Source organism: Xanthomonas arboricola pv. guizotiae (assembly GCF_002940205.1).
Classification (GTDB): Bacteria; Pseudomonadota; Gammaproteobacteria; order Xanthomonadales; family Xanthomonadaceae; genus Xanthomonas; species Xanthomonas arboricola_C.
The window spans coordinates 114653-134934 of record NZ_MDSK01000001.1; the positions used below are offsets into that span (position 1 = coordinate 114653).

At 66.5% G+C, this 20282-nt stretch carries 21 protein-coding genes and 5 tRNA genes; 7 read left to right on the plus strand and 19 right to left on the minus strand.

The features are described from left to right. Positions 1 to 78: 78 nt before the first annotated feature. The 15 genes from nusG to XarbCFBP7408_RS00695 all read right to left on the minus strand — a co-directional run bounded on the left by nusG (position 79) and on the right by XarbCFBP7408_RS00695 (position 9955). Positions 79 to 636 (minus strand): transcription termination/antitermination protein NusG, encoded by a 558-nt coding sequence (nusG, locus tag XarbCFBP7408_RS00620; protein WP_104560436.1) that lies wholly within the window; start codon positions 634 to 636, stop codon positions 79 to 81. A 13-nt stretch (positions 637 to 649) separates the two neighbouring features. After that, entirely contained in the window at positions 650 to 1060 is a 411-nt protein-coding gene (gene secE, locus XarbCFBP7408_RS00625) for a preprotein translocase subunit SecE (RefSeq protein WP_104560438.1), read from the minus strand. Positions 1061 to 1109: 49 nt separating this feature from the next. Continuing rightward, a tRNA-Trp gene (locus XarbCFBP7408_RS00630) sits at positions 1110 to 1185 on the minus strand. A 106-nt stretch (positions 1186 to 1291) separates the two neighbouring features. Beyond that, on the minus strand, positions 1292 to 2482 hold the full coding sequence (gene tuf, locus XarbCFBP7408_RS00635; RefSeq protein ID WP_104560428.1) for an elongation factor Tu: 1191 nt from the start codon (positions 2480 to 2482) through the stop codon (positions 1292 to 1294). A 46-nt stretch (positions 2483 to 2528) separates the two neighbouring features. Then, positions 2529 to 2604: transfer RNA gene (locus XarbCFBP7408_RS00640), tRNA-Thr, on the minus strand. Positions 2605 to 2637: 33 nt separating this feature from the next. Beyond that, positions 2638 to 2711: transfer RNA gene (locus XarbCFBP7408_RS00645), tRNA-Gly, on the minus strand. Positions 2712 to 2740: 29 nt separating this feature from the next. Continuing rightward, a tRNA-Tyr gene (locus XarbCFBP7408_RS00650) sits at positions 2741 to 2826 on the minus strand. A 154-nt stretch (positions 2827 to 2980) separates the two neighbouring features. Continuing rightward, positions 2981 to 4072, minus strand: coding sequence for a redox-regulated ATPase YchF (gene ychF, locus XarbCFBP7408_RS00655; protein ID WP_104560440.1), 1092 nt, complete (start codon positions 4070 to 4072; stop codon positions 2981 to 2983). A 78-nt stretch (positions 4073 to 4150) separates the two neighbouring features. Then, entirely contained in the window at positions 4151 to 4732 is a 582-nt protein-coding gene (gene pth, locus XarbCFBP7408_RS00660) for an aminoacyl-tRNA hydrolase (protein ID WP_104560442.1), read from the minus strand. Positions 4733 to 4781: 49 nt separating this feature from the next. Next, positions 4782 to 5417, minus strand: a complete 636-nt coding sequence (locus XarbCFBP7408_RS00665; RefSeq protein WP_104560444.1) for a 50S ribosomal protein L25/general stress protein Ctc — start codon at positions 5415 to 5417, stop codon at positions 4782 to 4784. A gap of 110 nt (positions 5418 to 5527) precedes the next feature. Further along, on the minus strand, positions 5528 to 6487 hold the full coding sequence (locus tag XarbCFBP7408_RS00670) for a ribose-phosphate diphosphokinase (RefSeq protein ID WP_002811729.1): 960 nt from the start codon (positions 6485 to 6487) through the stop codon (positions 5528 to 5530). Positions 6488 to 6673: 186 nt separating this feature from the next. After that, a tRNA-Gln gene (locus XarbCFBP7408_RS00680) sits at positions 6674 to 6750 on the minus strand. A 3-nt stretch (positions 6751 to 6753) separates the two neighbouring features. Beyond that, entirely contained in the window at positions 6754 to 7641 is an 888-nt protein-coding gene (gene ispE / locus XarbCFBP7408_RS00685) for a 4-(cytidine 5'-diphospho)-2-C-methyl-D-erythritol kinase (protein WP_104560446.1), read from the minus strand. Next, on the minus strand, positions 7623 to 8270 hold the full coding sequence (lolB, locus tag XarbCFBP7408_RS00690) for a lipoprotein insertase outer membrane protein LolB (RefSeq protein WP_104560448.1): 648 nt from the start codon (positions 8268 to 8270) through the stop codon (positions 7623 to 7625). The genes ispE and lolB overlap by 19 nt, the downstream gene beginning before the upstream one ends. Continuing rightward, on the minus strand, positions 8267 to 9955 hold the full coding sequence (locus tag XarbCFBP7408_RS00695) for a tetratricopeptide repeat protein (RefSeq protein WP_104560450.1): 1689 nt from the start codon (positions 9953 to 9955) through the stop codon (positions 8267 to 8269). Before XarbCFBP7408_RS00695 ends, lolB begins: the two co-directional genes overlap by 4 nt. Before the next feature lie 65 nt (positions 9956 to 10020). Here XarbCFBP7408_RS00695 and hemA point away from each other — a divergent pair, with 65 nt between their 5' ends. The 5 genes from hemA (at position 10021) to ppk2 (ending at position 15762) form a co-directional block, all read left to right on the plus strand. Continuing rightward, complete coding sequence (gene hemA, locus XarbCFBP7408_RS00700; RefSeq protein WP_104560452.1) at positions 10021 to 11319, plus strand: glutamyl-tRNA reductase; 1299 nt, start codon at positions 10021 to 10023, stop codon at positions 11317 to 11319. Beyond that, entirely contained in the window at positions 11297 to 12382 is a 1086-nt protein-coding gene (prfA, locus tag XarbCFBP7408_RS00705) for a peptide chain release factor 1 (RefSeq protein ID WP_104560453.1), read from the plus strand. The genes hemA and prfA overlap by 23 nt, the downstream gene beginning before the upstream one ends. Continuing rightward, entirely contained in the window at positions 12379 to 14085 is a 1707-nt protein-coding gene (locus tag XarbCFBP7408_RS00710; RefSeq protein WP_104560455.1) for a tetratricopeptide repeat protein, read from the plus strand. The genes prfA and XarbCFBP7408_RS00710 overlap by 4 nt, the downstream gene beginning before the upstream one ends. A gap of 345 nt (positions 14086 to 14430) precedes the next feature. Further along, complete coding sequence (gene moaB, locus XarbCFBP7408_RS00715) at positions 14431 to 14949, plus strand: molybdenum cofactor biosynthesis protein B (protein WP_104560457.1); 519 nt, start codon at positions 14431 to 14433, stop codon at positions 14947 to 14949. A gap of 30 nt (positions 14950 to 14979) precedes the next feature. Further along, positions 14980 to 15762: a polyphosphate kinase 2 gene (gene ppk2 / locus XarbCFBP7408_RS00720; protein ID WP_104560459.1), complete on the plus strand. Its 783-nt coding sequence runs from the start codon at positions 14980 to 14982 to the stop codon at positions 15760 to 15762. Here the strand turns inward: ppk2 and XarbCFBP7408_RS00725 are convergent. The 4 genes from XarbCFBP7408_RS00725 to XarbCFBP7408_RS00740 all read right to left on the minus strand — a co-directional run bounded on the left by XarbCFBP7408_RS00725 (position 15744) and on the right by XarbCFBP7408_RS00740 (position 19206). After that, the gene (locus XarbCFBP7408_RS00725) at positions 15744 to 16973 is read right to left on the minus strand and encodes a hypothetical protein (protein ID WP_104560461.1); all 1230 of its coding nucleotides are present in this window, start codon (positions 16971 to 16973) and stop codon (positions 15744 to 15746) included. The two genes, ppk2 and XarbCFBP7408_RS00725, sit on opposite strands and share 19 nt — an antisense overlap. Positions 16974 to 17057: 84 nt before the next feature. Continuing rightward, the gene (locus XarbCFBP7408_RS00730) at positions 17058 to 17324 is read right to left on the minus strand and encodes an acylphosphatase (RefSeq protein WP_104560463.1); all 267 of its coding nucleotides are present in this window, start codon (positions 17322 to 17324) and stop codon (positions 17058 to 17060) included. Next, complete coding sequence (locus XarbCFBP7408_RS00735) at positions 17324 to 17932, minus strand: TlpA family protein disulfide reductase (RefSeq protein ID WP_104560473.1); 609 nt, start codon at positions 17930 to 17932, stop codon at positions 17324 to 17326. Before XarbCFBP7408_RS00735 ends, XarbCFBP7408_RS00730 begins: the two co-directional genes overlap by 1 nt. After that, positions 17929 to 19206 carry a YihY family inner membrane protein gene (locus XarbCFBP7408_RS00740; protein WP_104560475.1) on the minus strand — a complete coding sequence of 426 codons (1278 nt, stop codon included), beginning with the start codon at positions 19204 to 19206 and terminating at the stop codon, positions 17929 to 17931. Before XarbCFBP7408_RS00740 ends, XarbCFBP7408_RS00735 begins: the two co-directional genes overlap by 4 nt. A gap of 51 nt (positions 19207 to 19257) precedes the next feature. On the opposite strand from XarbCFBP7408_RS00740, the gene wrbA reads away from it, so the two are divergent. Beyond that, positions 19258 to 19914, plus strand: a complete 657-nt coding sequence (wrbA, locus tag XarbCFBP7408_RS00745) for an NAD(P)H:quinone oxidoreductase (RefSeq protein ID WP_181106139.1) — start codon at positions 19258 to 19260, stop codon at positions 19912 to 19914. Continuing rightward, positions 19911 to 20255 carry a DUF2069 domain-containing protein gene (locus XarbCFBP7408_RS00750; protein WP_104560479.1) on the plus strand — a complete coding sequence of 115 codons (345 nt, stop codon included), beginning with the start codon at positions 19911 to 19913 and terminating at the stop codon, positions 20253 to 20255. Before wrbA ends, XarbCFBP7408_RS00750 begins: the two co-directional genes overlap by 4 nt. The last annotated feature ends 27 nt before the right edge of the window (positions 20256 to 20282 follow it).

A 20282-nucleotide genomic window follows, 5' to 3' on the forward strand; every position in this document is an offset into this window, starting at 1 on the left:
CCCGGCGGTACGCCAGGTCAGCGAGCCGCTCACTATAGCAGCATTCAAGGCAGGCGCCTAGACGGCGCCCGACCGGGATCAGCCCTTCTCGACCTGACCGAACTCGAGCTCGACCGGCGTGGAGCGACCGAAGATGAGCACGGCAACCCGCAGCCTGCTCTTCTCGTAATTGACCTCTTCCACCACGCCATTGAAGTCGTTGAACGGACCGTCGGTGACGCGCACCATCTGACCTGGCTCGAACAGCACCTTCGGACGCGGCTTCTCGACGCCGTCCTGCACGCGCTGCAGGATCGCATCGGCCTCTTCGTCGCGAATCGGCAGCGGACGGTCGGCAGTGCCGCCAATGAACCCCATCACCTTGGAAGTTTCCTTCACCAGGTGCCAGCTTTCATTGTCGATGCGCGGGATACCGGCCTCTTCGTGGGTCTCGATCTGCACCAGCACGTAGCCGGGGAAGAACTTGCGCTCGGACCGACGTTTCTGGCCGGCGCGCATTTCGATGACCTCTTCGGTCGGCACCAGCACATCGCCGAAACGATCTTCCATCCCGGCACGGGCGATACGGTCACGCAATGCCTGCGCAACGGATTTTTCGAAGCCTGAATAGGCGTGAACGACATACCAACGCTTCACTGCTTGATTCTCCTCAACGAGCCAGGAACCACTGCGTGAGCTTCTGGATGACAAAGTCGAAGCCGCCCAACAGCAAACTCAGAATGATCACAACGACAATCACGACCCAGGTGGTGCGAATGGCTTCCTGGCGCGTCGGCCAGACCACCTTGCGCAACTCGAACCTGGATTCGGACATGAATTCACGGGCTTCACGGCCCTTGCCGGTTCCCAAAAACACGAACGCACCCGCCACCAACCCCACGATCACCGCCAGCGCACGCAACTGCGGCGTCCAGGCACCAAACTGGGTGGCGCGCTCGGGCGCAGAAAACCAGAACCACACAAACAACCCCGCGATCACCAGGAGCGCGGAGATGACGTATTTCACGATATCGGCGCTGGCAGCAGACGCGCTTTTGGAAGGCTCGATTTTGCTATTCATCCGGCTCTAGTTACCGATCTGACCCGAATCGCTGGGCCGGAAAGAGGAGTGGCACGCCAGGAGGGACTCGAACCCCCAACCTGCGGTTTTGGAGACCGCTGCTCTGCCAATTGAGCTACTGGCGTATGTACTCGTTTACCGCAAACCCCAAGACAACGAAGGCGGACCGCGGTTCAGCCGGCCCGCCATTCGTTTGAATCCAGCCGCCGCAAGGCGACTGGATGCAGGCACTTACTTGATGATCTTGGCGACCACGCCGGCGCCGACGGTACGACCGCCTTCACGGATGGCGAAGCGCAGACCTTCGTCCATCGCGACCGGGTTGATCAGGGTCACGACCATCTTCACGTTGTCGCCCGGCATCACCATCTCCACGCCTTCCGGCAGCTGGCAGGCGCCAGTGATGTCGGTGGTGCGGAAGTAGAACTGCGGACGATAGCCCTTGAAGAACGGGGTATGACGGCCACCCTCGTCCTTGGACAGCACGTAGACTTCGGCCTCGAAGTCGGTGTGCGGCTTGATCGAACCCGGCTTGCACAGCACCTGGCCGCGCTCGACGTCGTCACGCTTGGTGCCGCGCAGCAGCAGACCGGCGTTGTCGCCTGCCTGACCCTGGTCCAGCAGCTTGCGGAACATTTCCACGCCGGTGACGGTGGTCTTCTGGGTGTCGCGGATGCCGACGATTTCGATTTCGTCGCCGACCTTGATGATGCCGCGCTCGATACGACCGGTCACCACGGTGCCGCGGCCGGAGATCGAGAACACGTCTTCGACCGGCATCAGGAACGGACGGTCGACGTCGCGGGTCGGCTCCGGAATGAACGAATCCAGCGCCTCGACCAGCTTCAGGATCGCCGGCACGCCGATGTCGCTCTGGTCACCGTCCAGCGCCAGACGCGCCGATCCGTGGATGATCGGGGTGTCATCGCCCGGGAAGTCATACTTGCTGAGCAGCTCGCGCACTTCCATCTCGACCAGCTCAAGCAGCTCGGCGTCGTCGACCATGTCGGCCTTGTTCAGGAACACCACGATGTGCGGCACACCGACCTGACGCGAGAGCAGGATGTGCTCACGGGTCTGCGGCATCGGGCCGTCAGCGGCCGAACACACCAGGATCGCGCCGTCCATCTGCGCCGCACCGGTGATCATGTTCTTGACGTAGTCGGCGTGGCCGGGGCAGTCGACGTGCGCGTAGTGACGGGTCGGGGATTCGTATTCGACGTGGGCGGTCGAAATCGTGATGCCGCGCGCCTTCTCTTCCGGCGCCGCGTCGATCGCGTCGTACGCCTTGAACTCGCCACCGAAACGCTCAGCACCGATCTTGGTCAGCGCGGCTGTCAACGTGGTCTTGCCATGGTCGACGTGACCGATGGTGCCGACGTTCACGTGCGGCTTGGTGCGCTCAAATTTAGCTTTTGCCATGGGTGCGTGTCTCGGTAATCGTTTGGAGTTGAAGACGATTGAGTAGTGGTGCTCACGAAAGGAATCGAACCTTCGACCTCCTCCTTACCAAGGAGGTGCTCTACCGACTGAGCTACGTGAGCGAGTTTTGTATTATGCCATGCATTTGCGTTCAATGGAGCGGGAGACGGGAATCGAACCCGCACCATCAGCTTGGAAGGCTGAGGTTCTACCGTTGAACTACTCCCGCGCCGGGAACTGCATGCCACAACATGAAACTGGTGGAGGGAGGTGGATTCGAACCACCGAAGGCGTAAGCCAGCAGATTTACAGTCTGCCCCCGTTGGCCGCTTGGGTATCCCTCCAGCTTTTACTACCGGACCGGTGCGCGATGAGGCGAATTCGGTTCGGGGTGAAGCAGCCCGTTATTTTGTTGTGGGACGCATGCAGTGTCAACAAAAATTTTGAGCAAATCGTCAGTGCCGGAGACGCGCGACCATCGGGGTCGCGCGCAACCGGTCAGACGTTGAAGCGGAAGTGCAGCACGTCGCCTTCCTGCACGCGGTATTCCTTGCCTTCCAGGCGCAGGCGCCCCGCATCGCGCGCGCCGGCTTCGCCGCGGTGCTTGATGAAGTCGTCGAAGCCGATCGTCTCGGCGCGGATGAAGCCCTTTTCGAAGTCGGTATGGATCACCGCCGCCGCCTGCGGCGCGGTCGAGCCAGCCCTGACCGTCCACGCACGCACTTCCTTGACGCCGGCGGTGAAGTAGGTCTGCAGGCCAAGCAGCTTGTAGGCGGCACGGATGACGCGATTCAGACCCGGCTCGTCCAGACCCAGGTCGGCCAGGAAGGTGTCGCGGTCCTCGTCGTCGAGCTGCGACAGCTCTTCCTCGATCGCCGCCGAGACCGGTACCACTTCGGCACCTTCGGCCGACGCATGCCGACGCACCGCGTCCAGGTGCGGATTGTTCTCGAAGCCGTCCTCGAGCACGTTGGCGATGTACATCACCGGCTTGAGCGTCAACAGGAACAGATCGCGCACCAGCGCCTTTTCATCGTCGTCCAGCCCGGCTGCACGCCCCGCCTTGCCGTCGGACAGCGCGGCCTGCAACTTGGCCAGTACCGGCTTGCGCGCCGCAGCGTCCTTGTCGCCCCCCTTGGCACTACGCTCGGCACGGTTGAGCGCCTTTTCCACGCTGTCCAGATCGGCCAGCGCCAGTTCGGTATCGATGGTTTCGATATCGCTGATCGGGTCGACCTTGTTGTTCACATGGATGACGTCGTCGTTTTCGAAGCAACGCACCACGTGGGTGATCGCATCGACTTCGCGGATATGCGCCAGGAACTTGTTGCCCAGCCCTTCGCCGCTGGCCGCACCCGCGACCAGGCCGGCGATATCGACGAACTCGACCGCGGTCGGAATCAGCTTCTGCGGCTTGACGATCTCAGCCAGTTGATTGAGGCGCGGATCCGGCACCGGCACGATGCCGACGTTCGGCTCGATGGTGCAGAACGGGAAATTGGCCGCAGCGATGCCCGCCTTGGTCAGCGCATTGAACAGGGTCGACTTGCCGACGTTGGGCAGGCCGACGATGCCGCATTTGATACCCATGAGGTTTTCCAATGAATGGAGAATCGGGAATGGAGAATGGCAAGAGCAGCGCCCTGTCCATTCCCAATTCCCCATTCTCTATTTTTTTTCGGTGTGCAGCCGTTTCATCGCCTCGCTGAAATTACCTTCCATCACCAGCGGCACCACGTCGATGGCAGCGTCGATGGCAGTGCCGATCGCAGCATCATCCTCGCGCCCTGCCCGCCCCAGCACCCAGGGCACCACACGGTCCTTATGACCGGGATGGCCAATGCCGACGCGTAAACGATGAAATTTGCCGTGCCCGAGCAGGCGAATGGTGTCGCGCAAGCCGTTTTGTCCGCCGTGTCCGCCATCGAACTTGAGCCGCGCCGTACCCGGCGCCAGATCCAGTTCGTCGTGGGCGACGAGCAGGTGTTCCGGCTCGATCTTCCAGAACCGCAACGCGGCGACGATTGACTTGCCACTGAGATTCATGAAGGTGGCCGGCTTGAGCAGCCAGACCGGCTGGCCGGCGATCTCGACCTTGGCGGTCTCGCCGAACAACTTGGCATCCAGGCCCCAGCGCACGCCATGGCGCTCGACCAGGGCATCGACGAAACGAAACCCGGCGTTGTGCCGGGTTTGCGCGTGTTCCGGACCGGGATTCCCGAGTCCGACAATCAGGCGGAGTGCAGACATGCCAGTGACCGCAGCCGATCCCGCGCAGTGCGGGGGATCGGCCGACGGCTTACTTGGTCTCGGCGCCTTCGCTGCCTTCTTCACCGGCAGCGTCTTCTTCCTCGATCCGCACGTGCTTGGCAGCAACCACCGCCACATCGTGCTCCTTGCCCAGCTTCAGTTCCGGGATTTCCACACCTGCCGGCAGCTTGATCTCGGACAAGTGGATCACGTTGCCCACTTCCAGGGCACCCAGGTCCACTTCGATGAACTCCGGCAGATCCTTCGGCAGGCAGACGACCTGAACTTCGTTCAGCTCGTGGGTCACGACCACTTCGCTGGACTTACCGGCCGGCGAGCTTGCTTCGTTGACGAAGTGCAGCGGCACGGCGGCGCTGAGCTTCTCGTTGGCGCTGACGCGCTGGAAGTCGATATGGATGATCAGCTGCTTGAACGGATGGCGCTGCATGTCACGCAGCAGTACCTGCTGCACGTCGCCATTGAGGTTCAGGTCGAGGATCGACGAGTAGAACCACTCGTTCTGCTGGGCCAGCCAGATCTGCTCGTGGTCGAGCTGGATGCTGACCGGCTCGAGTTCGCCACCGTAAACGATGGCCGGAATGACGCCAGCGTGACGCAGGCGGCGGCTCGCACCCTTCCCCTCGTTCGCGCGGCGCTCGACCTTGATTTCATGTGTCTTTGCCATTGGATTTCACTACCTGGTTTGGAATATCGCCTCGCGGCGATGAAGCGTCTCACCCGCGACCAGGCGAGACGTAGTACCGGCACCCGGAACTCCGGGCGCCGAATGCGGCATCAGTCGACGTAGAGCGAACTCACCGACTCGCCGAAGGCGATACGGCGAATGGTCTCGGCCAGCAGTTCGGCCACGCTCAGCTGACGAATCTTGGCGCAGGTGCGCGCGGCTTCGTTCAGCGGAATCGTGTCGGTGACCACCAGCTCGTCGAGCTGCGAATTGTTGATGTTGTCCACTGCCGGGCCGGACAGCACCGGGTGGGTGATGTAGGCCACGACCTTGAGCGCGCCGCGCTGCTTCAGCGCCGCGGCGGCGGCGCACAGGGTCCCGGCGGTATCGACCAGGTCGTCGACCAGCACGCAGGTCTTGCCCTGCACGTCGCCGATGATGTTCATCACGGTGGCGACGTTGGCGCGCGGACGGCGCTTGTCGATGATGGCCAGATCGGCATCGTCCAGACGCTTGGCCACCGCGCGCGCGCGCACCACGCCGCCCACGTCGGGCGACACCACGATCAGGTTGTCGGTGCCGTAGGCGCGCCAGATGTCGGCCAGCAGCAGCGGCGAGGCATAGACGTTGTCGACCGGGACGTCGAAGAAGCCCTGGATCTGGTCGGCGTGCAGATCGACCGTCAACACGCGGTCGGCCTCCATCGCGCAGATCATCTTGGCGGCGACCTTGGCGGTGATGGGCACGCGCGAGGAGCGCATGCGGCGGTCCTGGCGCGAATAGCCGAAATACGGGATCACCGCAGTCACCGACGCGGCGCTGGCGCGCTTGAGCGCGTCGATCAGCACCAGCAACTCCATCAGGTTTTCCGCGCTCGGCGCGCAGGTCGGCTGGATCACGAACACTTCCTGCCGGCGCACGCTTTCTTCGATCTCGACCTGTACCTCGCCATCGGAGAAGCGCGTGACCAGCGCCTTGCCCATGCGGACGCCGAGCTCCTTGCAGATGCTCAGGGCAAGCGGCTTGTTGGCATTGCCGGAGAACACCAGCAGGTTACGTTGGTCTTGCATGGGATCTCTCGGGCGGCGGCAAAGAGCGTGCGGGCGATGATGGAGCTGGACAAAGCCGACCAAATGCCGGGCTTTTCGTTGAATCCCCGCACATGGATGTGCGGGCTGTTGCAGAGGGACCTGCATATACGGCTGTTGCAGGGGACCTGCATGTACCACTGTTGCAGAGGGACCTGCATCAACAACTGGCAGGGGCGGTAGGATTCGAACCTACGAATGCCAGGATCAAAACCTGGTGCCTTGGGCCTCTTGGCGACGCCCCTGCATCAAACCTGTCTCGCATCCAGCGCGTCGAGCAGTGGCGAGTGCGCTGCACCTTCCACGACCCACGCCCTCAGGCTGCCCGGCAACTGCGCCATGGCCTGCTCTGCAGCAGCGCGCGTGGCGAATTCGACGAAACACCCGCCCCCTGACCCGGTCAAACGCGGCGTCCCGATCCTGGACAGCGCCTGGAACACTGCCTCGATGGCGGGTTCACGGCGCCGCAGGACCGGCTCGAACGCATTGTCCAGCAGGGAACCCGAAGCGAAGTCCGCTATTTTCACGGGCGCAGCATCCCGCGTCAATTCCCGTGATTGAAATAAGACCGGGGTGGACACGTGAATTCCCGGATCGACCAGCACGTAGGACGCTGCCGGGAGACCGATCGGGGTCAGTCGCTCGCCGACACCCTCGGCCCAGGCATTGTGACCGCGCACGAACACCGGCACGTCGGCGCCCAGCCGCAGCCCCAGGTCGGCCAACGTCCGGACCGGCAAGCCCAGGCCCCACAAGGCATTCAGCGCGACCAGCACGGTGGCGGCATCCGACGATCCGCCGCCGAAGCCGCCGCCGGCGGGGATGCGCTTGTCGACCCGGATGTCGGCGCCGGCCTGCGTGCCCGCGCTGGATTGCAGCAGGCGCGCGGCCCGGATGACCAGGTCATCGGCTTCCGCCACGCCGGGCAGGCTGTCGCCGATGCGCCGGATCAGCCCGTCGTTGCGCACACGAAGATGAATGGTGTCCCCCCAATCCAGCAGCCGGAACACGGTCTGCAGCAGGTGATAGCCATCGGCGCGGCGCCCGACGATCTGCAGGAACAGGTTGAGCTTGGCCGGCGCGGGCCACGCCGACCAGCCCGTCTCCACCGCGGACATCAGGGCGATACCGTCCATTGATCGACCAACAGGCGCACCTTGGCCTCGCCGTTGCGGGCTTCGATGCGCTGCGGCAGCTCGGGTTGCCCGGCGCCGGCCGGCGCCCAGGCAAGAAAATCGATCGTCCAGCCATCCTGCTGCAAGGTACGCGGCCGCCCGGCCGCATCCAGATCCGCGCGCTCGGCGCCGGCGATGCGCAGCGCGCGCACCCAGTCCGGCATCTGCTTGACCGGGATGGTCCAGCCGGTCGCTTCCAGCAGCACCTGCTCGGCATCCGGACCGCTGCGCGGGCCGCCGTCCAGCCCTTCCAGGCGTCCGCCGCCGCTGGCGGTATCGCCGGTGAGCACCCAGCTCTGCCGGGTCACCGGCGCGCTGAGCTGCACGCGGTACTGCGCACCGTCCTGCTGCCAGTCGATGCGGCCGCTACCGCCGTTGCTGCCCTTGCTGATCGCCACCCGGCCCTGGAACGACCAGGCCGGATGCGCCTGCAGCCAGGCCTGGCGTGCGGCTTCGGCCTGCCGCGCCCCGTCGGAAACCTGCTCGACCACCGCGCCGCCACTGCCCTGCCCGCGCGGCACGCTGACGCAGCCCGACAGCCCGAGCAGCACCAGCCCGCCCAGGGCCAGTGTTCGGATCGTCCCGCTCATAGCCCGAATTTTTCCACCGCACGCTGCAGCGCGCGGTTGTCCGGATCCAGACGCCGCGCTTCATCGAAGTAGCGCCGCGCTTCGTCCTGCTTGCCGCTGACCCACAGCACCTCGCCCACGTGCGCGGCGATTTCCGGGTCCTTGACCAGCGCCCAGGCGCGGCGCAGCTGCACCAGGGCTTCCTTGGTGCGGCCCATGCGATACAGCACCCAGCCGTAGCTGTCGACGATTGCGGGGTTGTCCGGGTCGGCGGTACGGGCGCGGTCGATCAGCGCCAGCGCTTCCTTGTAGCGGGTGGTGCGGTCGGCCAGGGTATAGCCCAGCGCGTTCAGCGCCGCCACGTTTTCCGGTTCGGCCACCAGGATCTTGCGCAGGTCGGCCTCGGCACGCGCGACATCGTCGCGGCGCTCCCAGGCCAGGCCGCGGGCGTACAGCAGCGCGCCGTCGTCCGGATAGGCGGCCAGGCCGCGCTCGAAGGCCTCCAGTTCGCCCGCTGCATCGTCGGCGCGCTGGTGCAGCTCGGCTTCGAGCACGTAGGCGTCGCGACGCGCGTCGTCGTCGGCGCTGGCATCGCTCTGCAATGCGCGCGCTTCGGCCAGCGCCTCGGGCTTGCGGCCCAGCTCGTACAGGGCGCTGGCGGCGCGCAGGCGCGCTTCGCTCAGCTGCGGCCCCCCGGGCACGCCGCGATACCACTCCACTGCCTCGTCGTAGCGCTTGAGGAATTCGGCGATTTTGCCGAGCAGCAGGCGGCGGTCCGGGTCGGGCTTGGTGGCGTTGCGCTTGAGCTCGCCGTACAGCGCTTCCAGCGCGGTGCGATCCTTTTCCTTGGCCAGCATGGAGGCACGCAGCCCGTAGGTCTGGGTGTCCTGCGGCCCGGTCGACAACACCCGCGCGGCGGCTTCGGTCTGGCCCATGGCGTCGTAGGCAAAGGCCAGCGCGCCGCGCAGCTCCGAATCCTTGACCGCCTGCGGCTCGACATTCTTCAGCAGTGCCAGCGCTTCGTCGTTCTTGCCTTCCTGCTGCAACTGGGTGGCGTGCAACAAGGCCACGCGCGGCTCTTCGGGGAAGCGGCGCACCACTTCGTCGACGATGCGCTTGGCCAGCGCCGGGCGCTCCATGCGCAGGGCGAGCCGGCCGAATTCCTGCCAGGCTTCGATCTGGTTGGGGATGGCGCCGGCCTTGACCAGGTCTTCGAGCACGTCGGCGGAGGCTTCCGGCTCGCGGCCGCCGTTGGCCAGGGCGATCAGGGCGAAGCGCCAGCCGCGCGGGTCGGGCTCCTTGAGCAGGCCGAGCAGGTCACGGCGGGCGGTACGCAGGTCGTTGCGGCGCAGGGCCAGCGAGGCTTCGGTACTGCGCATGGACATCGACGCCGGTGCGCGGGAGCGCCACAGCGCCAGGGCCTCGATCGCACGCGGGTCGTCGTTGGCCAGCATGGCGATGCGGGCGGCGCGTTCGGCCAACCCGGCGTCGCCGGCCTCGGCCCTGGCGGCATCCAGGTAGGCGCGGGCGGCATCGTCCAACTGCCCGGCCTGCAAGGCGAATTCGCCGGCGAGCACCGGCTCCAGCGAGTTGGCGCCGGCGCGACCGGGCGGTGGCGCGGGCGGTGCTTTCTTGGGTACTGCAGTGGCACTGGCGGAGACTGCGACCAGCAAAAGAACACACAGGATGCGAATCGGTACAGGCATCGGGGGCAACCGGGCCGTAAAATGGGGCCCTGAATGGCCGCCAGCTTATCGCAAGCAACTGAACAATGACGTTGTGGGTGCTCGGACTGAATCACCAGACCGCACCTGTGGACCTGCGCGAACGCGCGGCGTTCGCAGGTGACGCGTTGCCGCGCGCGCTCGAATCCCTGCGCGCGTTGCCGCAGGTGAGCGAGGCCGCGCTGCTGTCCACCTGCAACCGCACCGAGCTGTATGCGATGTCCGACGACCCGCACAGCCTGGTGAGCTGGCTGGAAACCCATGCGCCGGGCTTGAGCGGTTACCTCTATCAGCATCAGGAGGAAGCGGCGGTGCGCCACCTGTTCCGCGTCGCCACAGGGCTGGACTCGATGGTGCTGGGCGAGCCGCAGATCCTGGGCCAGGTGAAGGATGCCTGGGCCGTGGCCCGTGCACATGGCGCGCTGGGTAGCGGGCTGGACCGCCTGTTTCAGCAGACCTTCTCGGTCGCCAAGCGGGCGCGCACCGATACCCGCGTCGGTGCCAATCCGGTGTCGGTGGCCTCCACTGCGGTACGACTGGCGCAGGAATCCTTCGCGCGGCTCAATGAATCCACCGTGCTGCTGATCGGCGCGGGCGAAACCATCGAGCTTGCGGCCAAGCATCTGAGCGAAGGCCGCGTGCGCCGCCTGTTGATCGCCAATCGCACGCTTGCGCATGCGCAGACGCTGGCCAGCCAGCACGGCGGTTACGCGCTGCCGCTGAGCGATCTGGACCGCCATCTGGCCGAAGCCGACGTGGTGTTCTCGGCCACCGCCGCGCGCGAGCCGATCGTGACGCGCACGCAGGTGGAACAGGCGCTGCGCGCGCGCAAACGCAAGCCGATGCTGTTGTTCGACCTGGCGGTGCCGCGCGATATCGAAGCCTCCGTGGCCGAACTCGGCGACGCCTACCTGTACACGGTGGACGATCTGGAACGCGCGGTCGAAGACAACCGACGCGGCCGCCGCGAAGCCGCCGACCAAGCCGAAGTCATCATCGACCTGCAGGTGGCTCGCTATGTCGAAGCCTTGCAGGCCAACGCGCGCCAGGCGCCGCTCAAGCGCCTGCGCGCGTTCGGCGACAGCACCCGCGACGAACTGCTGGCCAAGGCGCGCCAGCAATTGTACAACGGCAAGCCGGCCGACGAAGTACTGGACCAGCTGGCGCATGCGCTGACCAACCGGCTGCTGCATCCGCCCACCGCCGCGCTGCGCGATGCCGCGCTCAACAACGACCTGGAATTGACCAGCGCGGCCGACCGGCTGTTTCCGGAAAAGCCGGGTTACCGACACCCCCCTGTAGCCACCCCGATCGTGAGGACCGATGACGCCGACCCTGCGCCGTAAGCTCGAAGCGCTGGCCGAGCGCCGCGAAGAACTGCAGCACCTGCTCTCCGACCCCGAGGTGGTCAGCAACAACGACAGGTTCCGCACGTTGTCGCGCGAACTGTCGCAGCTGGAGCCGGTCGCGGTGGCACTGGAAGACGAAGCGCGCGCCAAGGCCGACCTGAGCGCAGCCGAAGCCATGCGCAACGACCCGGAAATGCGCGAGCTGGCCGAAGAGGAGATCGCCGCCGCACAGGCGCGCCTGGAAGAACTGGATGCGCAACTGGCCTTGCTGCTGGTGCCGCGCGACCCGCGCGACGACGGCAACCTGTTCCTGGAAGTGCGCGCCGGCACCGGCGGCGACGAAGCGGCGATCTTTGCCGGCGACCTGTTCCGCATGTACGCACGCTACGCCGAGCGCCAGGGCTGGAGGGTGGAAATCGAATCCGACAGCCCCGGCGAACACGGCGGCTACAAGGAAGTGGTGGCGCGGGTGGTCGGACGCGGCGCGTATTCGCGCTTGAAGTTCGAATCCGGTACCCACCGCGTGCAACGCGTGCCGGCGACCGAATCACAGGGCCGCATCCACACGTCGGCTGCGACGGTGGCGATCATTCCCGAAGCCGACGATGTGGAAGAGATCGTGATCAACCCGGCCGACCTGAAGGTGGACACCTTCCGCTCGTCCGGTGCCGGCGGCCAGCACGTCAACAAGACCGAGTCGGCGATCCGCATCACCCATGTGCCCAGTGGCGTGGTGGTGGAATGCCAGACCGAACGCAGCCAGCACGCCAACCGCGACAAGGCGATGAAGCGGCTGAAGGCGCAGTTGGTGGAAGCCGAACGCAGCAAGGCGGCCGCCGCCGAAGCGCAGACGCGCAAGTTGCAGGTGGGCAGCGGCGACCGCAGCCAGCGCATCCGCACCTACAGCTTCCCGCAGGGCCGCATCACCGACCACCGCGTGGAAGGCCTGACGCTGTACGACCTGCCCAACATCATCGAAGGCGATCTGGATGCACTGATCGCACGACTGCTGCACGAGCATCAGGCCGACGAACTGGCACGGTTGAGCGACAGCCCGTGAGTGCGCAGGTCCCGCGCGAGCTGCTGCAGCTGCGCGAGGCGGTGCGACGCCAGCCGGGCGATTTCATCGCCTGGCTGATGCTGGCCGATGCCGAGCTCGGCATGGGCGCAATCGTTGCAGGCGAGGCCGCGGTACAACGCGCGCTTGCACTGCAGCCGGGCCATCCGGAAGCGGTGGCGCGGCTTGGCCGGGTGCGCTGGACACAGCAACGGCATGCCGACGCGGCAGCGTTGTTGCAGCAGGCATCGGACCTGGTGCCGCAGCATCCGGGCATCGCGCTGTGGCTGGGGCATGCATTGGAAGATGCAGGCCAGGCCGAAGCTGCCGCGGCCGCGTATACGCGTGCGCACCAACTGCTGCCCGACGAGCCGTATATCGCTGCGCAACTGCTCAACTGGCAACGCCGCCTGTGCGACTGGCGCGAGCTGGATGCGCTCGCTGCGCAGGTGCGCAGCGCCGTGGCCCAGGGCGCTGCCGCGGTGGAACCGTTCGCCTTCCTGAGCGAGGACGCCAGTGCTGCAGAGCAGCTTGCGTGCGCCCGCACCCGTGCGCAGGCGATTGCCGCGTCTCTGCGCCCGCTGCCAGCGGCAATGGTGCGCAGCCACGGCGCACTGCAGCTCGGCTTCGTCTCCAACGGCTTCGGCGCGCATCCCACCGGCTTGCTGACCGTGGCGTTGTTCGAAGCGCTGCAGCGACGTCAGCCGGACCTGCAGCTGCACCTGTTTGCGACCAGCCATGACGACGGCAGCGAGATTCGCGCGCGCCTGGCACAGGCCACGCAGTTGCACGACGTCACCGCGCTAGGGCATCTGGCGACCGCGCAGCACATCCGCGACCAGGGCATCGACCTGCTGTTCGATCTGCGTGGCTGGGGCGGTGGCGGACGTCCGGAAGTGTTCGCGCTGCGGCCGGCACCGGTGCAGCTCAATTGGCTGGCGTATCCGGGCACTTCGGGCGCGCCGTGGATGGACTATGCGCTGGGCGACGCCGTTGCATTGCCGCCGTCGCTGCAGCCGTTTTATAGCGAACAGGTGCTGCGCCTGCCGCGCGCGTTTCAGCCGTCCGACACCTCGCGCACGCTTGCCGAGCCGCCATCGCGTGCGCAGTGCGGGTTGCCCGAGAACGGGGCGGTGCTGTGCTGCTTCAACAACAGTTACAAGTTCAATCCACGCAGCATGGCGCGCATGCTGGCGGTGGTGCGTGCGGTGCCCGATAGCGTGCTGTGGCTGCTGTCCGGCCCGGGCCAGGCCGACGCACGACTGCGTGCGGCCGCACAGGCACAGGGCGTGGATGCGCAGCGCCTGGTATTCATGCCGAAGTTGCCGCATCCGCAGTATCTGGCACGCTATCGGCATGCGGACCTGTTTTTGGATACGCATCCGTACAACGCGCACACCACCGCTTCCGATGCGTTATGGGCAGGATGCCCGGTATTGACCACGCCAGGTGAGACATTCGCTGCACGCGTGGCTGGCAGCCTCAATCAGCATCTGGGGCTTCATGAAATGAATGTGGCCGATGATGCTGCGTTCGTGTCCAAAGCGATCGAGCTGGCGAGCAATGCGGAGGCCTTGCGTGTCGTGCGTGCGCAGCTGGCGGAGCAACGCCTGCGCAGTGGCCTGTTCGATATGGATGGATTTGCGGATGACCTGGCCGCGCTGCTGCGTGGTGTTGCTCAGCGCAGTGGATGGCTGGAGGTTTAGTCGTTGGTGCCTGACTTGGTTTATTGGGTGCTGCGAGTTGGCCTCGCTGCTGTGTTGGCCTGAGATGGCATGGCTGAAAACGCTGCCCAAAGCGGCGGATACGCATCGACGCTGTATTCCCTTCTCGCGTCGGGACATTGCTCCCCCTTCGTGGAGGACAGGTGGTGCGTAGCGCGGGATGAGGCTACGTCTGCGGCAATCACACTGCTCGACCGTACCCTCACCCCTCTCCCGCAGGAGAGGGGCTAACGGCAATGCATCAGTCCGTGCCCGATAGTCAGGCGCTCCGTGCAACTTCACACCGCGGCGCTGTACCCGGCCGTCCAGGCTCGCTAGGCTGCGCGCATGCCTTCCAATCTCGATTTCATTCCCTTGCGCCTGTGCGTGCTGACCGTGTCCGACAGCCGCACCCTGGCTGATGACCGCTCTGGCGACTACCTGGCCGATGCGCTCACCCACGAAGGCCACGTGCTGCACGAACGTGCGCTGTGCCCGGACGACCGTTACCGCATGCGTGCGATCGTGTCCGGCTGGATCGCCGATGCGCAGGTCGATGGCATCCTGATCACCGGTGGCACCGGTTTTACCGGCCGTGACAGCACACCGGAGGCGATCACGCCGCTGCTGGACAAGACCATGCCCGGTTTCGGCGAGTTGTTCCGCGCGGTCAGTGTCGACGAAATCGGCACCTCGTCGCTGCAGTCGCGCGCGTTTGCGGGGCTGGCCAATCACAGTTTCGTGTTCTGCCTGCCCGGCTCCACCTCGGCCTGCCGCACGGCCTGGGAAAAGATCGTGCGTGCGCAGCTGGATGCGCGGACCAAGCCCTGCAATCTGGCGACACTGCGTCCACGCCTGGGCGAATAGCCTGCGCGCTCCATCGCTGCTGGAACGCGCATGTCGCACCTGAAACGCAAGGCCTACAAGAAGTTGCTGGCACCGCTGCAGCTGGAACTGGTCAACATGGCGCGCTGGCTGCGGCATACCAACCAGCGCGCGCTGGTACTGGTGGAAGGCCGCGACACCGCCGGCAAGGGCGGTGTGATCCAGGCCATCGCCAGCCATCTGAACCCGCGCCAGTGCCGGGTGGTGGCGTTGCCGACACCCAACGACCGCGAAAGCACGCAATGGTATTTCCAGCGCTATGTGGCGCACCTGCCAGCGGCCGGCGAGTTGGTGCTGATGGATCGCAGCTGGTACAACCGCGCCGGCGTGGAACGGGTGATGGGCTATTGCACCGACGGGCAATACGACGCGTTCCTGGAGCAGGCGCCGCGCTTCGAACAACTGCTGGTCGACGACGGCATCCTGTTGTTCAAGTACTGGCTGTGCGTGGATCAGGCCGAGCAGGAACAGCGCTTTGCCGAACGCCAGGAAGATCCGCTCAAGGGCTGGAAGCTGTCGCCGGTGGACCTGCAGTCACGCAGCAAGTACGAGGCCTACACCGCCGCGCGTGAGCGCATGCTCGAGGTGACGCATACGCCGGACGCGCCGTGGACGCTGGTGGATTTCAACGACCAGAAGCGCGGCCGGTTGAGCCTGATCCGCAATCTGCTGGATCGACTCCCGGACACCGCGGTGCCAGATGACACGCTGCAGCTGCCGCCACTGGACGGCAAGCCGCAAAAGGAACGTTACGGCGTGCTGGAACCGATCGACGATTACGCCGGCCAGTCCTGAGAGATCTCGTCGCTGGCCGCGGTGGCGCGCGGCAACGGATACAGGCCGGCCTGGCGTTCGGCTTGCTCGGCCTGCAGCACCAACTGGCTCAGGCGCTGACTGAACAGCTGCATGAAACCGCGATGCAGCGGGCGCATCGCTTCAATGTAGTCGACGTCGTCGGCCTGCGCGCCGAGCGGGCTGCAGGACGACAGCAGCACTTCGTCCAGGCGTAGCGCGCTGTCGGGCAAACGCACCAGCGCGGCGCGGCGCAACCAGTCGCGCATGCCCTGGCGGTACTCGGCAGCCAGGATGTAGGCCACTTCGACCTGGTCCAGGTCCACATCCGGATTCCACGCCAGCACCTGGATGACCTGCGAGCGCTCGTCCAGCATGCGGCTCTCGGCAACCAGGCCGTGCAATTGCTGCAGCAGACGCCACTGGACGCCGGCGGCCTCGCGCTGCGGGGCCGGCATGGTCTCGATCGCCAGCGCCAGGCGGCGTGCGAACAGTGCCGGCACTTCGGCCAGGACGATCGGGCCGGCATCGGCGCCAAGCAGGAAACGTTCGGTGCGCAGCGTGGCGGTGTCGGGCAGGTAGCCGTCCTGCAGCGGGCGCATCACGCCGTGGTCGAGCAGCGACAGCACCACATCCAGCCAGTAGCGACGCTCCTGTTGCAGCGCGCGGTTGGCGGTGGCGTTCTGCCAGGCCGGACGGAGATCGTCCAGACGCGCGATGCAGGCCTGGGCATCGAAGGTGTCCCAGGGCGCGCGGGTGGCGTCGTTGGGATCGAAATTCTCCACGCTGAGCATGCCGCCGCCGAAACGGTGCCAGGCTGCGCCGCGCTGGCTGCCGGCAGGATCCGGCCTGGACGCCGACAGCGGCGCCGCGGGGGCCGGGCGCAACAGCGCCGCGTAGGCGTCGGCCCAGGAATCGGGCAGACGCGCAGATAGCGGATAGCTGGCCGCGGGCGCGCCCAGGCCGTGGCGTGCGAGCTTCAGGCTCCACAGCACTGCAGCGATCACGATGCCGCCGAAGATCCAGGCCAGCAGCCAGCTGGTGGCCGCCTGCCCTGGCTGCAGCACACGGGTCTGCGGCTGCTGAAACAGCAACCAGCCGCTGCCCGACAGGATGCCCAAATACAGCCATGGCGCCAGCTGCGCCAGGCGACGGTTGCGGTGGTGGGCAGGCAGTGCGCGCCCGTCGGTGTGATCTTGAGATGGAGCGGCCATATATTCCCCCTGCACGCCTGATCGCGCTGAGAAGGTTATCGGCGACGCATCGCAAGTCTGTTGGCCTGCCCGGCTGGCAGCGACTCAGCCAGTTACAAATGCTTCAGTCGGCGGCGGCGCGCAGGGCGTGCGGGTCACCGCCGCGACCCTGGCCGCCGGCGGGCCTTGCCATAGCCAGGCTTCCAGCGCGTCCAGCGCGGCGTCGGTCCCGGCAGCGACCACCTCCACGCTGCCGTCGGGCTGGTTGCGCGCATGCCCATGCAGACCCAGCGCAACCGCACGCTCGCGGGTGGAGGCGCGGAACCACACGCCCTGCACCGCGCCGGTGACGATGAAGCGCGCCGCCTGCATCAGCCGGCCTTGCCGGTGATGCCGACCGCCGTTTCGATGTCGCGTGCGGTCACCGGGCCGAGGAACTGCTTGGCCACCTTTCCGTCCGGCCCGATCAGATACGTCATCGGCAAGCCGCGCGGCGTGGCGAAGTCCTGCGGCGGCTGGTAGGGGTCGAGGATGGCGATCGGGTACGACACCGGGTGGTCCTTCAGGAACACCTGCATGTCGGCACTGCTGATGTCTTCATAGGCCAGGCCCACTACTTCGATGCTGTCGCGCATGGTATGCAGCGCCGACAGCTCGGGCATTTCCTTCAGGCATGGCGCGCACCAGGTGGCCCAGAAATTGACCACCACCCACTTGCCGCGATGCGCGGCCAGGTCATAGGCAGCGCCGGTCACGGTCGGCAGCGACAGCTTGGGCATTTCGGCGGTCTGCTGCACCACCGCGGTGTCGGTTGGGCTGGCCGGGTCGGCGGGGGCGGCCGGCTTTTGCGGCGTCGGTGCGGTGGTCGCCGGCGCTGCACCGCCGGCGGCGGGCGTGCCCTCGCCGGTGGGCTTGCAGGCGGTCAGCAGCAACAGCGGCAACAGCAGCGCACAGGCGCCGCGCACAAGGCGCACGGTCATGGGAGGTCTCCGGGAAGGTGGGTGTAGAGGTCGCCGACCGGTTGCGCCAGCACGCTGCGCAAGGGTTGGCGCAGTTGTTGCAGCGCAGCGGCAGCGGCCTGGCCGTAGGCATCGTCGCGGCACGGCAGGGGGCGGTCTTCGATCGGCACGCGCAGCTGGCAGCTTTCGTAGAGTTCGGCCAGCGGCACCACGTCCAGGTCGCGCGCCAGCAGCCATTGGCCGCGCTCGTCGCGGCGCAGCAGGCGGATGCGTTTGAGTTCGCACAGCAACTCCTGCATCAGCGTGTCGGTGAGCATCGGCTCCAGCGCCAGGATGCGGTCTTCGTCCAGGCCGTTGCCGTGGATGCGTGCCTGGCGGAAGCGGCCGAGCAGGCGCAGCAGGCCATAGATCTCGAAGCCCGGCGGCAGCCGCATGGCTTCGGGCTGGTAGCGGAATGCCGCCATCGACGAAGCCAGGGAGGCGCCCAGCAGCACCGAGACCCAGCTCAGGTAGATCCACAGCAACAGGATGGGCAGCGCCGACAGCGCGCCGTAAATGCGCTGGTAGGTCTGGAAATTGCCCAGATAGAAGCCGAAGCCCCATTTGACGATTTCCATCAGGATCACCGCCAGCAACGCGCCCGGCAGCGCATGCCGCAGGCGTACCCCATGCTGCGGCACCACGCGGTAGATCAGCACGATGCAGACGAACTCCACCGCCATCGGCGCCAGCCGCCAGGCGAATTCGGCCAGCCACTGGCCTTCGGTGGTGCGGAACAGCGGCAGCGCGAACACGTAGGCGGCCATCGCCATCGAGGCGGCGGCCAGCATCGTGCCCAGGGTCAGCACCGTCCAGTAGATCAGGAAGCGCGTCACCTTCGGCCGTGCGGCGGCCACCCGCCAGATGCTGTTGAAGGTCTGCTCGATGCTGTGCAGGGTGATCAGCAGCGAGGCCACCAGCGCGACCATGCCAGCCACGGTGAACTTGCCCAGATCCTCCAGCGAACGATTGAGGTAGTTCTGCACCGAGCGTGCCGCGCCGGGCACGAAGTTGTTGAAGATGAAGTCGGTCAGCGCGTCCTTCCACTCGTTGAAGGCCGGGAACGCCGACAGCACCCCGAACACCACGATCGCCAGCGGCACCAGCGCGAACACCGTGGTGTAAGCGAGCGAGGCGGCCGCCTGGAACAGGCGGTCGTCGAGAAAGCGGCGCCACAGGAAGCGCCCGAAGCTGACCGTCCGCGCGCGGTCGCGCAGCCGTTCTTTCCATTGGTGGATTTTGTTCACGCGCAACATCGCGCAAGGGTACCCGATGCGCCGTTATCGCGGCCTTGCCGCAACTGCGGCGTGCAGGCAGGCGGTGGCTTGGCCGATACTGCGGCAACTCACACAGGCGGTGGATGCGCGATGGCGGAGATTCTGGTGCTGTATTACAGCCGTGGCGGTTCGGTGGCGCGGCTGGCGCGGCAGATCGCGCGCGGCATCGGCGAAGTGCCGGGCATGGGCGCGCGGCTGCGCACGGTACCACCGGTGGCGGCGGTGACCCAGACCAGCGCCCCGCCGGTGCCGGACGAGGGCGCGCCGTATGTGGACAAGGCCGATCTGTCCGAATGCAGCGGTTTGCTGCTGGGCAGCCCGACCCGCTTCGGCAACATGGCCGCGCCGATGAAGCATTTCCTCGACAGCCTGGGCGCCGAATGGGCCAGCGGCACCCTGGCCGGCAAGCCGGCCGGCGTGTTCACCTCCACCGCCTCGATGCACGGCGGGCAGGAATCCACCTTGCTGTCGATGCACCTGCCGCTGCTGCACCACGGCTGCCTGATCGTCGGCATCCCGTTCACCGAGGCTGCGCTCAGCCATACCACCAGCGGTGGCACGCCGTATGGCGCCAGCCACGTCTCCGGTGCCGGCGGCGACCCGCAACCGAGCGAGGACGAAGCGCTGCTGGCGCGTGCGCTGGGCCGCCGGGTGGCCGATATCGCCCGGCGCCTGGCCAGCCCATGAGCCTGCGCGCCACGCATTGGCTGCTGACTGCGACGCTGATCGCGCTGACGGTGCTGTTCGTGAGCTGGTTTCACGACGACCGCCATCGGGTCGCGGCGCTGCTGGTGTTTGCGGTGCCGCCGGCGCTGATGGCCGTGCTGGCATTGCGCAGCGCACGTGCGCGTTTCTGGGCCGGCGTGTTCGCGCTGGGCTGGTTCAGTCACGGCGTGATGGCCGCCTGGAGTCAGCCGCAGGCGCGTGGGCTGGCCTGGCTGGAAGTGCTGCTGGCCCTGCTGGTGGTGGCATTGGTGGGCGGCCCCGGCATGGCGGCGCGCTTCGGCCGCAAGCGCCCTCCACGTTGACCGGCTTGGGCAGCACCCGCGCCGGGG